Source organism: Paragemmobacter kunshanensis (genome assembly GCF_011059185.1).
GTDB classification, from domain to species: Bacteria; Pseudomonadota; Alphaproteobacteria; order Rhodobacterales; family Rhodobacteraceae; genus Paragemmobacter; species Paragemmobacter kunshanensis.
This window is the reverse complement of the sequence record NZ_JAALFE010000005.1, coordinates 158,291-171,842: the sequence shown is the minus strand read 5'-3', so window position 1 is coordinate 171,842 and position 13,552 is coordinate 158,291. Positions and strand designations below refer to the sequence as shown.

Sequence of the window (13,552 nt, the reverse complement as noted above, 5' to 3'; positions counted from 1 at the left end):
ATAATCAGTGGAACAATGGGTCCGTACAACGCGCGGGGCCATGGCAGAGGCAGAGGGCCGAGATGAGCTTTGATACCCCGATCGACCGTCGTGGCACGCATTGCGTGAAATGGGACATGATGGAGAAACTCTATGGTGTTCCGGCCGAGGGCGGGTTGGCCATGTGGGTGGCGGATATGGAGTTCCGGCCCCCGGCCTGCGTGCAGGCGGCGGTGGAGCGGATGGCCGCGCATGGCGTCTATGGCTATTTCGGGGATGACCGCGCCTATCTGGAGGCGATCCGGTGGTGGATGAAGACGCGCCATGGCTGGGACGTGGCGGCGGGGGATATCTTTACCACGCATGGGTTGGTGAACGGGACGGGGCTGTGCCTTGAGGCCTTTACCACGCCGGGGGACGGGGTGGTTCTGACGGTGCCGGTCTATCATGCCTTTGCCCGGACGATCAAAGCGGCGGGGCGCGAGGTGCGGGAATGTCCGCTCGCCTTGGCGGATGGGCGATACGAGATGGATTTCGACGCCTGGGACGGGTTGATGACGGGGAAGGAGCGGATGTTCATCCTGTGTTCGCCGCACAACCCGGGCGGGCGGGTCTGGACGGCAGAGGAACTGCGCGGGGTGGCGGCGTTCTGCAAGCGGCATGACCTGATCCTGGTATCGGACGAGATTCACCATGATCTGGTCTTTCCGGGGGCGCGGCATGTGCCCATGCCGCTGGCCGCGCCGGAGATCGCCGACCGGTTGGTGATGATGACGGCGACGACCAAGACCTTCAACATCGCGGGCAGCCATACGGGCAATGTGATCATCGCGGACCCGGTGCTGCGCGCGAAGTTTGCGGCGAAGATCATGGCCCTGGGCATTTCCGGGAACAGTTTCGGGATGCATATGGCGACGGCGGCCTATTCGCCCGAGGGGGCGGACTGGGTGGATGGGCTGATGGCCTATCTGGACGGGAACCGCCGGGTCTTCGACGAGGGGATGGCCGCGATCCCGGGGCTGCGGTCGATGCCGCTGGAGGCGACCTATCTGGCCTGGCTGGATTTTTCCGGCACCGGGATGACGCCTGCGGAATTCATCGGGCGGGTGGAGAAGGAGGCGCGGATCGCCACCAATCATGGCGATGCCTTCGGAAGCGGCGGGGAGAATTTCCTGCGCTTCAACATCGCCGCGCCGCGCGCGATGGTGGTGGAGGCGGTGGAGCGCATGCAGGCGGCGTTCCGCGATCTGCAATAGGGGTTATTGAGCGGAGCCGCGTTCGCGGCATTCCCTTGCCCTTCCGCCGGGGACTTCGCCCCGTCGGAAGGGGTGGGGGGCTGCCGCCCCCGCGGCCGCTGCGCGACCGCTCCCCCGCGGGTGTTTTTGCCAAGATGAAGTTGGATTCAGGGGAAGGGTTGCTGGCCGCCTGTCGCCTCTGTCACCTTGTCGGCTGCCGCGCGGACGAGGGTGCCGAGGCGGGTGGCATCGGAGAGGCCCATGCGGAAGGCGGGGCCGCTGACCGAGAGACCCGCGACGGGTTCGCCATGGGCGTTGAAGATGGGGGCGGCGACGCAGCGCATGCCTTCGGCGCGTTCCTGATCGTCGATGGCGAAGCCGCGGTCGCGGGTGCGGGCGAGATCGCGCAATAGGGCGGTTTCGGAGGTGTGGGTGAGGGTGGTGAAGCGTTCGAGGCCCTTGCGGGCGAGGATGCCTTGCACCTTTCCCTCGGGATACCATGCCAGCAGGGCCTTGCCGATGCCGGAGACATGCATGGGCGCGATGGTGCCGGGGGGGAAGAAGGCGCGGATCGCCTGATGGGTTTCGACCTGGGAGAGGAAGAGGACCTCGTCACCCACTTCGACGCCGAGATTGGCGGTTTCGCCCGTGTCGCGCATGAGCCCGTCCATCGCGGCGCGGGCGCGTTCCACGACCTTTGTGCGGCGCAGGAAGGCGGAGCCGATGCGGAAGGCGCCGGGGCCGATATGCCAGGTCTGGGCGGGGTCTTCGGATTCGACCATTCCGTGCGATTGCAGGGTGACGAGGGCGCGATAGACCGTGGCGACGGCCTGACCGGAGGTTTCGGCGAGTTCGGACAGCGTGAGGCCCGGATGGGCGGCGAGGGTGGAGAGGAGGCCCAGCGCGCGGTCGAGCGCCTGCACGGTGTTCTGGTCGGTCTTGTCGTTGAAAGCCTTGGGGCGGCCGCGGGGTCTTGTGGGCATCTGGGGGCGTCCGGTTTGGATGAAAAAGCGCAAGCGGTTGATTTTCCGGAAGGATAGTAGGTTTTTCAGTGAATGAAAAATCTTTTCGAAAAAATTGCGTCGTTGATGGGCCGAGGGGTAGGGTGAAGACATGAACCAGAGAGGTGGCTGTCATGTCCTTTCAGAATCCTGTCTTCATTCCCGGCCCGACCAACATTCCCGAGGCGATCCGCAAGGCCTGTGACATGCCGACGCTGGATCACCGGTCGGCGGCCTTTGGCAAGCTGTTCCGGCCTGCGGTGGCGGGGGTGCGGCGGGTGCTGGGGATGGAAGGCGGCGAGGTGATCATCCTGCCGTCCACCGGGACGGGGGGATGGGAGGCTGCGATCACCAACACGCTGTCGCCGGGGGACCGGGTTCTTGCGGCGCGGTTCGGGATGTTCAGCCATCGCTGGATCGACCTGTGCCAGCGGCATGGGCTGGAGGTGGAGATCATCGAGACGCCCTGGGGGCAGGGTGCGCCCGTGGCAGCCATCGAGGCTGCGTTGAAGGCCGACACGGCGGGCCGGATCAAGGCGGTGCTGGCCACGCATAACGAAACGGCGACGGGGGTGCGGTCGGATATCGCGGGCATTCGGCGCGCGATGGATGCGGCGGGGCATGGGGCGATGCTGTTCGTGGATGGGGTTTCCTCCATCGGGTCGATGCCGTTCGACATGGCCGGCTGGGGCGTGGATATCGCGGTGGCGGGCAGCCAGAAGGGGTTCATGCTGCCTGCGGGCCTGGCGATCCTTGGCGTGTCGGACAAGGCGCTGGCGGCGATGGAGGGGGCGCGGCTGCCGCGGACCTTCTTCGATTTCCGCGACATGCTGCGCAGCTATGCCGGGGGCGGGTATCCCTATACGCCCGCGGTGGGGTTGATCGCGGGGCTCGCGAAATCCATCGAGATGCTGGAGGAGGAGGGGCTGGAGGCCGTCTATGCCCGCCATGCGCGTCTGGCCGAAGGGGTGCGGCGGGCGGTGGCGGCCTGGGGCATGCGGCCCTGTGCGGCCTCGGCTGATCTGTATTCCGAGACGGTGACGGCGGTGGTGGTTCCGCCTGGATGCAATGGCACGGACCTCGTGAAGCTGGCGGCGGAGAAATATGGCGTGGCCTTTGGCGTGGGTCTGGGCGAGGTGGCGGGCAAGGTGTTCCGTATCGGGCATCTGGGGATGCTGACGGATGTGATGGTTCTGGGGGGCCTTGCCACGGCGGAGATGTGCATGGCCGATCTGGGCTGGGGCGTGCGGCTGGGGTCAGGCGTGGCGGCGGCGGCGGAGTTTTATCGCGGGTCGGCGGTGCCGATGGCGATGGCGGCAGAGTGAGGGGGCGGCGATGAAGGATTTTCAAGGATTGATGGTGCCGACCTATGAGGATGTGGTCGCGGCCCATGCGCGGATCGCGCCGCATATCCACCGGACGCCGGTTCTGACGTCTTCGTTCCTGAACGAGCTGACGGGGGCGGAGCTTTTCTTCAAATGCGAGAACTTCCAGAAGGCCGGGGCGTTCAAGGTGCGGGGGGCGAGCAATGCCGTCTTCGGCCTGCGCGATGATCAGTTGGAGCGCGGGGTGGCTACGCATTCGAGCGGGAACCATGCCTTGAGCCTGTCCTATGCGGCGGGGCGGCGGGGCATTCCCTGCACCGTGGTGATGCCGCGCACGGCACCGCAGGCCAAGAAGGATGCGGTGCGGGGCTATGGCGGGGTGATCGTGGAATGCGAGCCTTCGACATCCAGCCGCGAGGCGGTGTTCGCCGAGGTGCAGGCGCGGACCGGGGCGGATTTCGTGCATCCCTACAATGACCCGCGCGTGATTGCCGGCCAGGGGACCTGTTCGCGCGAGTTGATGGAGCAGGTGGAGGGGCTGGATGCGGTGGTGGCCCCCATCGGTGGGGGCGGGATGATTTCGGGGACCTGCCTGACGCTGTCCTCCATCGCGCCGGGGGTGGAGATTTATGCCGCCGAGCCGGTGAATGCCGATGACGCGGCGCGCAGCTTCCGGGCGGGGCACATCATCGCCGATGATGCGCCCGATACGGTGGCCGACGGGTTGAAGGTGCCGCTGAAGGAACTGACCTGGCATTTCCTGCGGACCTACGCGACCGATGTGCTGACCGCGACGGAGGAGGAGATCGTCGAGGCGATGAAGCTGCACTGGAAGCGGATGAAGATCGTGATCGAGGCCAGCTGTTCGGTGCCGCTGGCGGTGATCCTGAAGAACCCGGAACGGTTCCGGGGCAAGCGGGTCGGGGTGATCCTGACCGGCGGGAATGTGGATCTGGACAAGCTGCCTTGGATGAAGGGGTAACGATGATGGACGGACGCGGAGATTTCGACGGGCTGGAAGTGGGCTATGACATCCCCGCCCTGCCGGGGATGGATGAGGCGGATATCCAGACGCCCTGCCTTGTGCTGGATCTGGATGCGCTGGAGCGCAACATCGTGAAGATGGGGCGGTTCGCGCAAGAGATGGGTGTGCGGCATCGGGTGCATGGGAAGATGCACAAATCGGTGGATGTGGCGCTGTTGCAGGAAAGGCTGGGCGGATCGGTCGGGGTGTGCTGCCAGAAGGTGAGCGAGGCGGAGGTGTTTGCGCGGGGCGGCATCAAGGATGTGCTGGTGAGCAATCAGGTGCGCGACCCGGCGAAGATCGACCGTCTGGCGCGCATCCCCAAGCTGGGCGCGCGGGCGATCTGCTGCGTGGATGATCTGGCCAATGTTGCCGATCTGTCGGCGGCGGCGGTGAAGCATGGGACCACGGTGGAATGCCTGGTGGAGATCGACTGTGGCGCGGGGCGCTGCGGGGTGACGACGACGCCTGCGGTGGTGGCTTTGGCCAAGGCCATCGACGCGGCGCCGGGGCTGCGCTTCGCGGGCATCCAGGCCTATCAGGGCGCGATGCAGCACATGGACCGCTATGAGGACCGCAAGGCAAAGATCGACATCGCGGTGGCCATGGTGCGGGATGCTGTGGAGGCGTTGAAGGCCGAGGGGCTGGACTGCGACATCGTCGGTGGCGGCGGCACGGGTTCCTATTATTTCGAAGGCAATTCGGGGGTCTATAACGAGCTTCAGTGCGGGTCTTACGCCTTCATGGATGCCGATTACGGGCGCATCCTCGACAAGGACGGCAAGCGGATCGATCAGGGGGAATGGGAGAATGCGCTGTTCATCCTGACCTCGGTCATGTCGCACGCCAAGGCGGATCGGGCGATCTGCGACGCGGGGCTGAAGGCGCAGTCGGTGGATAGCGGGCTGCCGGTGATCTTTGGCCGGACGGATGTGAAATACATCAAGTGCAGCGACGAGCATGGGGTTATCGAGGACCCGGCCGGCGTACTGAAGGTCAATGACAAGCTGCGGCTTGTGCCGGGGCATTGCGACCCGACCTGCAATGTCCATGACTGGTATGTGGGCGTGCGGAACGGGAAGGTCGAGGTTGTCTGGCCCGTCTCGGCGCGCGGCAAGGCCTATTGAGAAAAAGGGGGGGGCGGGGGGAGCGGGGCTCCCCCCGCGCGGCCCGAGAGACCAGAACTCCGGCAAGGATATGCTATGCTGATCGTTCCCGAGGCGCTGATCGCCGACCTCGTCTCGCCCGAGGATGCCTTTGCGGCGGTGGCGGCGACCTTTGCCGCCATGGCGCGGGGTGAGGCCTATAATTTTCCCGTGGTGCGTGAGGCGCTGGGCGAGGGGCGGCAATACGGGTTCAAGTCAGGGCTGGACCGGGCGGGCGGGATGCTGGGCGTCAAGGCCGGGGGGTATTTCCCCGGCAACATGGCGCGCGGGATCACCAATCACCAGTCGACGGTCTACCTGTTCGATCCGGAATCCGGGCGCCCCACGGCAATGGTGGGGGGAAACCTTCTGACCGCGCTGCGCACGGCGGCGGCTTCGGCCCTGTCCATCGACCGGCTGGCGCGGCGGGAGGCGCGGGTGCTGGGCGTCGTGGGGGCGGGGCATCAGGCGGGCTTCCAGTTGCGCGCGGCGGCGCGGGTACGGGACTGGGATCGGGTGATCGCGTGGAACCTGCATCCCGAGATGCTTCCGAAGCTGGGCGCGGTGGCAGAGGAACTGGGCCTGCCTTTCGAGGCGGTGGGGCTGGAGCGGATGGTGGAGGCGGATGCGATCATCACCATCACCTCGTCGCCTGCGGCGTCGCTGATGGCGGCCCATGTCGCGCCGGGTGCGCATCTGGCCTGCATGGGGACCGACACCAAGGGCAAACAGGAGGTGCAGGTGGCGCTGGTCGCCAAGGCGCGGCTGTTCACGGATGAGGTGGCGCAGTCGGTATCCATCGGCGAGGCGCAGCACGCGGTGGCGGCGGGTCTGGTGGCGGGTGCGGACATCGTGCCTCTGGGCGCGGTGCTGGCCGGGGCGGATGCGGGGCGGCGGTCGGATGAGGAGATCACGCTCTTCGACGGGACGGGCGTGGGGTTGCAGGATCTGGCGGTGGCGGCGGTGGCCGTGACGCGCGCGCGGGAGCGCGGGCTGGGGGTGGAGGTGTCGGTCTAGCGAAATCTGGCGCAGATTTCGCGACGATTTCTGCACGCAGAAATCGGTTGGGCAGGTAAGCGCAATATCTGGTGGCGGTTCCTGTGTCAGGAACCGGTCCGGAGTTTGCGTCAAACTCCGCTTTTGATCATATTTCATTACAGGCATTGAACCCCCCGCGGGGGCATGGTCTGACTGGCGCATCGGGCGGGGGGCTGATCACATGCGCGTCTTCATCAACGGGTTCGGTCGGATCGGGCGGTCTGTACTGCGGGCGGCGCTGCAATCCCCGGCGAAATGGCCGGGGCTGGAGATCGTCGGGATCAACGACATCGCGGCGGCCGAGATGTGCGCCTATCTCTTTGAATATGACAGCGTCTTCGGGCCCTGGCGCGGGACAGTCGCGCTGGAGGGCGGGGCGCTGGTGGTGGATGGGCGGGCGATCCCGCTGCACCGGACGGCGGATATCTCATCCCTTTCACTGGCGGGGGTGGATGTGGTGATGGAATGTACGGGCCGTGCCGATGCGCGGGACGTGGCGGAGCGGGGCCTGCGCGCGGGGGCGCGGCGGGTGCTGGTTTCGGGGCCGTCGAAGGCGGCGGATGTGACGGTGGTTCTGGGGGCGAATGTGGGGGCGCTGGCGCGGCAGGCGATCGTGTCGAACGCATCCTGCACGACCAATGCGCTGGCGCCGCTGGCGCGGTTGATCGACGATCATTGGGGCGTGGTGACGGGGTCGATGACGACGATCCATTGCTATACCGGCAGCCAGCCCACGGTGGATGCGCCTGCGGCGGATTACCCGCGGTCGCGGGCGGCGGCGCTGTCGATGGTGCCGACGACGACTTCGGCCAGCCGCTTGCTGGATGTGGTGTTGCCGCAGATCGCGGGGCGGATCGAGGGATCGGCGGTGCGGGTGCCGACGGCATCCGTGTCTTGCGTCGATCTGGCGGTGATGACGGCGCAGGCCGTGAGCGCGGAAGAGGTCAATGCGGCGCTGCGGGCGGCGGGGGGGGTGATCGGCGCGACGGATCGGCCGCTGGTATCGACGGACCTGCGCGCGCGGCCCGAAAGCATCGTGATGGCCTGCCCCGAGACGCGGGTGACGGGCGGTGGGATGCTGCGCGTCTTTGGCTGGTATGACAATGAATGGGGCTTTTCCAACCGGATGCTGGATGTGGCGCGGTTGATGGGGTGATCGCCTCAGGCGATCACGGTCCAGGGGCTGGGATAGCGGTATTCCTCAAGGTTCGGGCTGGGGCCGATCCTGTCCACCACGGCGAAGAGGCCGGGCGGGTGGAGGGGGGTGAGGACGCCATGCCAGGTGCCGCGATGCAGGTTGATGCCTTGCGTGCCGTCGGTGAGGAAGGCGCGGGGGCTGTGGGCCGGGCTTTCGGCCACGATGACGAGGAAGGGGTCGGCGGTCATGGGCAGGAAGGCCTGTGATCCGTCAGGGTGACGTTCGATCAGGTCGAATTCATAGGGCAGCGCGCGGGCTTCGGCCTTGAAGATGGAAAGGCCGGCGCGGCCTTCGGGGCCGAAGTCCATCAGGGCGCGGTCATGGTGGCGGCGGCAGAGGCCTGCATTGATGAGGCGGAAGTCGCCCGATGCCTCCAGCACGTCGCCGAAAGGGGCGAAGGCGGCGGCGGCAAGGGGTTCGGTTCTGATCTGTCGCATGGGTGATGCCTGTCGGAGCGGGGGGCCTGCCCCCCGCACCCCCCGGGGTATTTGGGCCAAGATGAAGCGGGGGGCGAAAGGGGTTCAGCGCGGCGGGCCGAAGGCGCCCGGGCCGCGCAGTTTGGCGTGGCGGTTGACATCCTTGTAAAGGAGATAGCGGAAGGGACCGGGGCCAGCGGCATAGCAGGCCTGTGGGCAATAGGCGCGGAGCCACATGAAATCGCCGGCCTCGACCTCGACCCAGTCCTGGTTCAATTTGTAGACGGCCTTGCCTTCAAGGACGAAGAGGCCGTGTTCCATCACATGCGTCTCTTCGAAGGGGATCACGCCGCCCGGCTGGAAGGTCACGATGTTCACATGGGCATCGTGGCGAAGGTCGGCGGGATCGGCGAAACGGGTGGTGGCCCAGCGTCCTTCGGTATCGGGCATGGCGATGGGGGCGAGATCGCGTTCGTTGATCAGGATCGGGTCGGGCGTGGCGATGCCGGGGGCGGGTTCGTAGAGTTTGCGCAGCCAGTGGAAGCGCGTGGGTTCCGCGCCTTCGGCGAGCAGTTTCCAGGGCGTGCCGGGAGGGATGTAGGCGTAGGAGCCCGACTCCACCTCTTGCGCCTGGTCGCCGATGGTGAGGGTGGCGAGGCCATGGGTGAAGAAGAGCCAATGTTCTGCGCCCGTTTCGGCATCGGGCGCGTCGGAGCCGCCGCCGGGGGCGACCTCCATCACATATTGGCTGAAGGTTTCGGAAAAGCCGGTCATGGGGCGCGCGATCAGCCAGAGGCGAGTTTTCGTCCAGCCCGGCAGGTAGCTGGTGACGATGTCGGAAAAGACGCCTTTGGGGATGAAGGCATAGGCCGTGGTGAAGATGGCGCGGCCTGTCATCAGGCTGGTCTGTGGGGGAAGGCCCCCGGTCGGGGCGTAATAGCCGGTCATGGCAGGATATCCTTGAGGCGAAGTTCGGCGATGCGTTCGACCTGCGCGCAGGCGGTGGCGAATTCGGTCGCCGTGTCGTTGCCGATGCGGGTGGCGAAGGCGTTCAGGATCGTGGCCTTGGTGTTGTCGCGCACGGCGATGATGAAGGGGAAGCCGTGCTTGGCGACATAGTCCGAGTTCAGGCGCTGGAAGGTGGCGCGTTCTTCATCGGTGAGCGCGTCGAGCGCGGCGCTGGCCTGTTCCGACGTGGATTCGGGTGTCAGGCGTTTCGCGGCGGCGAGTTTGCCCGCCAGATCGGGATGCGCGCGCAGGACGGCGAGGCGTTGGTCGGGCGAGGCGCTGCGGAAGATGCGCGCAAGCGCGTTGTGCAGGCCCGTGGCGCAATCATGCGCGGGGCCGAGTTCCAGCGCCCATGCGCCTTCGGCGATCCAGGGGGAATGTTCGAAGATGCCGCCGAAGCGTTCGACGAAGCGTTCCCGGCTCATCTGCGAGGGGCGTTCGATGCGCTGGTGCGGGTGGGTGGCGGCCCAGTGGCGCGCGATGTCGATGCGGCGGGCGAACCAGACGCCTTCATGGCCTTGTGCATAGTCGAGGAAGCGCTTCAGCCCCGCGATCTTGCCGGGGCGTCCGATCAGGCGGCAGTGGAGGCCGATGGAGAACATCCTGGCGCGGCCCTCTTGCCCTTCGGCATAGAGCGTGTCGAACGTGTCGCGGAGATAGGTGAAGAACTGCTCGCCCTCGATATATCCCGGCGCAGTGGCGAAGCGCATGTCGTTCGCCTCGAGCGTGTAGGGGATCACGAGCTGGTCGCGGTCGCCTGCTTCCAGCCAGTAGGGCAGGTCGTCGTCATAGGTGTCGGAGATCCAGTCGAGGCGGGCAGTTTCGGCCGTCAGGCGGACGGTGTTCATGGAGCAGCGGCCCGTATACCAGCCGCGCGGGGGTTCGCCGACCACCTCTTCGTGCAGGCGGAAGGAGTCCGCGATCTGGGCGCGTTCGACCTCTTCGGGCATGTCGCGGTGATCGACCCATTTCAGACCGTGGGAGGCGATTTCCCAGCCTGCCGCCTTCATCGCCGCCACCTGTTCGGGGTTGCGGGCGAGGGCGGAGGTGACGCCGTAGATGGTGACGGGAAGGGCGCGTTCGGTGAACAGGCGGTGCAGACGCCAGAAGCCAGCGCGTGCGCCGTAGTCGTAGATCGATTCCATGTTCCAGTGGCGCTGGCCAGGCCAGGGGGCGGCGCCAGCGATGTCGGACAGGAACGCCTCGGACTGGGCGTCGCCGTGGAGGAGGTTGTTTTCGCCGCCCTCTTCGTAGTTGAGGACGAGGGAGATCGCGATCCTTGCGCCCCCGGGCCATTGTGCATCGGGCGGGTTGGGGCCATGGCCCCGGAAATCGCGCGGGTAGCGGTTCACGTCGGTGATCCCCGTTTGTGCTGTGTTGATCGAAGCTTAGGCGGGAAAGCGGGCGGGGTTTATCAAAAAATGCCTGAAAGACCTATCCGGGGGGGATCCGGTCGCCTGAACGCTGGGAATGCGGTTAGGATGCAAGGGCAAGGCAGGAGGATGGCATGAGCGGCGGACGGTTGACGACCCATGTTCTGGACACGGCGCGCGGGAAACCCGCCGCGGGGGTGAGGATCGCGCTTTACCGGGTAAGCGGCAATTCCCACAGCAAGATCGCCGAGACGGTGACGAATGCCGATGGGCGGACCGATGCGCCGATGCTGACGGGGGCGGCGCTGAAGGAAGGCAGTTACGAACTGGTCTTCTTTGCTGGCGATTATCTGCGGGCCTCGGGGCAGGCGGGGGAGGGCGTGCTCTTCCTTGATCAGATCCCCATCCGCTTTGGCGTGCCGGATGCGGGGCAGCATTATCATGTGCCCCTGCTGATATCGCCCTTTGCCTATTCCACGTATCGCGGTTCCTGATCCAGCGGATTGATCAGGTCGACGCCGGTGCCCGCGAAGGCATTCGGGTTCAGGGTGGCAAGCCTTGCGCCATTGGCGCGGGCGATGGCCGCGTTCTGGGCGGCGACCATGGGGATGGATTGCCCGGTGCGCGCCGCGCGGGCCAGGATCGCGGCAAGGTCACGGGCGGCGGCGCTGTCGAGCGGCAGGACGCGGCCAGCGAAATCCTCGGCCACCATGGCGTCGATCTGGGCGATGGTGCGCTGGCGCAGGCCATCGGGCAGGCGGGCGGCGGCGGCGAGGAGTTCGGCCTCGGTCACGGTGGAGATGTGCAGACGGGCGGCGGGGTTGCCTGCGAACCAGGACAGGATCCGGGCATCGGGGGCCGGGTCCATCAGGGCCGATATCACCGGCGTATCGAGAAGGATCATGCGCGTCGGTCCATCAGCGGCAGGCTGACATTCAGCGCGGCGAAGCGGGCGGCGATGGCCGTGCCCAGATCGCTGCGGGGATGGATGGAGCCGACGGATTGGCGCAGGGCGTCGCGGGCCTCTTCCTCCATCGAGCGGCCCTTCCGGGCGGCGCGCAGCTTCAGGCGGGCTTTGACGTCGTCTTCGAGGTTGCGGATGATGATGCTGGCCATGGTGATGTCCCTTTCCGTCTTCTGGAAAGGGCAACGACTGACATCATTGATATCTTAAGGCGTTCTCAGAGACCCATACCTTTGCCGCGGCGAACCCCACCTGCGGATGTGGCGATGCGCAGGAGGCGGCGGCGGTCGCCCGCGCAGGCGGCGTCGATCAGGCCCTGCAGGACGCCCGCGGCGCGCAGGTGGCGGGCAAGGTTGGAATGGGGGATGCCGGGGAAAAGCAGGTGATCCATGCCCGGCGCGGCGGGAAAGCCTGCCGCCTGCGCGCGATCATCGGCGAGACCGTGAAAGAGGATGGTCCAGACACCGGGAACGGGCATGGGCGGGCCGGGATCGGGAAGCCCCGCGGTCAGGTGCCTCCAGCGCGGATCGGCGAGATCGGATTGCGGGCCGATGGCCAGAACGGCGGAGAGGGGGGCAAGATGCGCCGCCCGCAATGCGCAGACCGCCCCCATGGAGGAGCCGATGGCGATGCGGTTCCGGGCCGGGCGTGCCGCGGCAAGGGCGGTGCGGAGCATTGGCGCGAAATCGGGGTGCAGGCCCCAGCTTCGGCTTTCATCCATGATGAAGAGGGCGCGCCGATTGCCGGCCCGGGCGGCGGACTGGAATTCCGGCGCGGGCATGCGGGCGGGATCATGGCCGATGCTGGAAAAGGCGATCACCAGATCCTCGCCCCCGCTTTCGGCGAATTCGACGCGGAAAGGGGGCGCGTCACGCAGGCAGGCCAGCGTCACGGCGCCCAGTGTCAACGGGCAATGAGGGGGGCGATCCCCTCCATCCTTTCGGCCATGTCGGCCTTGATGCGGGCGATGATGTAATCGGTGAAGAGGCGGACCTTGGGATCCTTGAGGCGGCGATGCTGGGACAGGACGGAAAGCTGCGTGGGCAGGGGCGGCGTGGCCTGGGCCACGGGAACAAGGCGACCCTGCTTGAGGTGTTCGGCCACTTCGAAGATCGGCTTCATCACGATGCCCCAGCCATCAAGCGCCCATCCCGTCAGCACATCGCCATCATCCGATTCGAAGGGACCGGCGATTTCAAACCGGCGGGGGCCTTCGGGGGTGAGGAGGTTCCACTGGAATTCCTTGGCACCCGGAAAGCGCAGGTTCAGGCAATCGTGCCGGTCGCTGACCAGCGCCGCGCCATCGGCGGGCATGCCGCGGCGGGCGATGTAGGAGGGGGCAGCGCAGAGGATGCGCGGGCAATCGGCGATGAGGCGGACCTTGAGGGTGGAATCCTCAAGCAGGCCAAGGTGGAAGGCGATGTCGAGCCCTTCGGCGGTGACGTCGATCACCCGGTCCGACAGGCGCAGGCGCAGGTCGATCTGGGGATAGAGATCCTTGAAGGTGGGGACATGGGGCGCGATGAAGCGCCGCCCGATGCCCAGGGGTGCGGCGATGAAGATGGTGCCGCGCGGGTTCTGGGTCACGTCCATGACGGCGGCCTCGGCCTCGTCTATCGATTCCAGCACCTTTCGCGCGCCGTCATAGAAGATGCGGCCATTCTCGGTGGGTTGCAGGCTGCGCGTCGTGCGGTTGAAGAGGCGGACGCCCAGATGCTTTTCCAGCTCCGAGATACGGGCCGAGGCGACAGCGGGCGAGCAGCGCTGATCGCGTGCTGCCGCACTCATGCTGCCCAATTCATAGACACGCACGAACATTCGGATGTTGTTCACATAGGACATGGCG

General features: G+C 66.6%; 15 protein-coding genes. 7 read left to right on the top strand and 8 right to left on the bottom strand.

Annotated features, from left to right (window positions below; genetic code table 11):
* Window positions 1-62: 62 nt before the first annotated feature.
* Window positions 63-1,235 (top strand): MalY/PatB family protein, encoded by a 1,173-nt coding sequence (locus tag G5V65_RS07325; protein ID WP_165048464.1) that lies wholly within the window; start codon window positions 63-65, stop codon window positions 1,233-1,235.
* A 146-nt stretch (window positions 1,236-1,381) separates the two neighbouring features.
* Here the strand turns inward: G5V65_RS07325 and bhcR are convergent, their stop codons facing one another.
* On the bottom strand, window positions 1,382-2,197 hold the full coding sequence (bhcR, locus tag G5V65_RS07320; RefSeq protein ID WP_165048462.1) for an HTH-type transcriptional regulator BhcR: 816 nt from the start codon (window positions 2,195-2,197) through the stop codon (window positions 1,382-1,384).
* 152 nt (window positions 2,198-2,349) lie between these two features.
* Here bhcR and bhcA point away from each other — a divergent pair, with 152 nt between their 5' ends.
* The 5 genes from bhcA to G5V65_RS07295 all read left to right on the top strand — a co-directional run bounded on the left by bhcA (window position 2,350) and on the right by G5V65_RS07295 (window position 7,903).
* Window positions 2,350-3,540, top strand: coding sequence for an L-aspartate--glyoxylate aminotransferase BhcA (gene bhcA / locus G5V65_RS07315; RefSeq protein WP_165048459.1), 1,191 nt, complete (start codon window positions 2,350-2,352; stop codon window positions 3,538-3,540).
* 10 nt (window positions 3,541-3,550) lie between these two features.
* Window positions 3,551-4,522 carry a beta-hydroxyaspartate dehydratase BhcB gene (gene bhcB, locus G5V65_RS07310; protein ID WP_165048457.1) on the top strand — a complete coding sequence of 324 codons (972 nt, stop codon included), beginning with the start codon at window positions 3,551-3,553 and terminating at the stop codon, window positions 4,520-4,522.
* Window positions 4,523-4,527: 5 nt separating this feature from the next.
* Window positions 4,528-5,691 (top strand): 3-hydroxy-D-aspartate aldolase BhcC, encoded by a 1,164-nt coding sequence (gene bhcC, locus G5V65_RS07305; protein ID WP_165048637.1) that lies wholly within the window; start codon window positions 4,528-4,530, stop codon window positions 5,689-5,691.
* Window positions 5,692-5,766: 75 nt separating this feature from the next.
* Entirely contained in the window at window positions 5,767-6,726 is a 960-nt protein-coding gene (bhcD, locus tag G5V65_RS07300) for an iminosuccinate reductase BhcD (protein WP_165048455.1), read from the top strand.
* A gap of 202 nt (window positions 6,727-6,928) precedes the next feature.
* Window positions 6,929-7,903 carry a type I glyceraldehyde-3-phosphate dehydrogenase gene (locus G5V65_RS07295; protein ID WP_165048453.1) on the top strand — a complete coding sequence of 325 codons (975 nt, stop codon included), beginning with the start codon at window positions 6,929-6,931 and terminating at the stop codon, window positions 7,901-7,903.
* Window positions 7,904-7,908: 5 nt separating this feature from the next.
* Here the strand turns inward: G5V65_RS07295 and G5V65_RS07290 are convergent, their stop codons facing one another.
* From G5V65_RS07290 to puuE, 3 genes are all read right to left on the bottom strand, one after another.
* A complete protein-coding gene (locus G5V65_RS07290) occupies window positions 7,909-8,382 on the bottom strand; it encodes an ureidoglycolate lyase (protein WP_165048451.1) in 474 nt (157 codons plus the stop codon).
* Window positions 8,383-8,466: 84 nt separating this feature from the next.
* On the bottom strand, window positions 8,467-9,309 hold the full coding sequence (locus G5V65_RS07285) for a bifunctional allantoicase/(S)-ureidoglycine aminohydrolase (protein ID WP_165048449.1): 843 nt from the start codon (window positions 9,307-9,309) through the stop codon (window positions 8,467-8,469).
* A complete protein-coding gene (puuE, locus tag G5V65_RS07280; protein WP_165048447.1) occupies window positions 9,306-10,721 on the bottom strand; it encodes an allantoinase PuuE in 1,416 nt (471 codons plus the stop codon). Before puuE ends, G5V65_RS07285 begins: the two co-directional genes overlap by 4 nt.
* Window positions 10,722-10,876: 155 nt before the next feature.
* Here puuE and uraH point away from each other — a divergent pair, with 155 nt between their 5' ends.
* The gene (uraH, locus tag G5V65_RS07275; protein WP_165048445.1) at window positions 10,877-11,236 is read left to right on the top strand and encodes a hydroxyisourate hydrolase; all 360 of its coding nucleotides are present in this window, start codon (window positions 10,877-10,879) and stop codon (window positions 11,234-11,236) included.
* On the opposite strand, the gene G5V65_RS07270 is transcribed toward uraH, so the two are convergent.
* The 4 genes from G5V65_RS07270 to G5V65_RS07255 form a co-directional block, all read right to left on the bottom strand.
* Entirely contained in the window at window positions 11,212-11,646 is a 435-nt protein-coding gene (locus G5V65_RS07270) for a PIN domain-containing protein (protein ID WP_165048443.1), read from the bottom strand. The two genes, uraH and G5V65_RS07270, sit on opposite strands and share 25 nt — an antisense overlap.
* Entirely contained in the window at window positions 11,643-11,858 is a 216-nt protein-coding gene (locus G5V65_RS07265; RefSeq protein WP_165048441.1) for a FitA-like ribbon-helix-helix domain-containing protein, read from the bottom strand. Before G5V65_RS07265 ends, G5V65_RS07270 begins: the two co-directional genes overlap by 4 nt.
* A gap of 65 nt (window positions 11,859-11,923) precedes the next feature.
* Entirely contained in the window at window positions 11,924-12,613 is a 690-nt protein-coding gene (locus G5V65_RS07260; RefSeq protein ID WP_165048439.1) for a hypothetical protein, read from the bottom strand.
* Complete coding sequence (locus G5V65_RS07255) at window positions 12,610-13,548, bottom strand: LysR family transcriptional regulator (protein ID WP_165048437.1); 939 nt, start codon at window positions 13,546-13,548, stop codon at window positions 12,610-12,612. Before G5V65_RS07255 ends, G5V65_RS07260 begins: the two co-directional genes overlap by 4 nt.
* Window positions 13,549-13,552 lie beyond the last annotated feature (4 nt).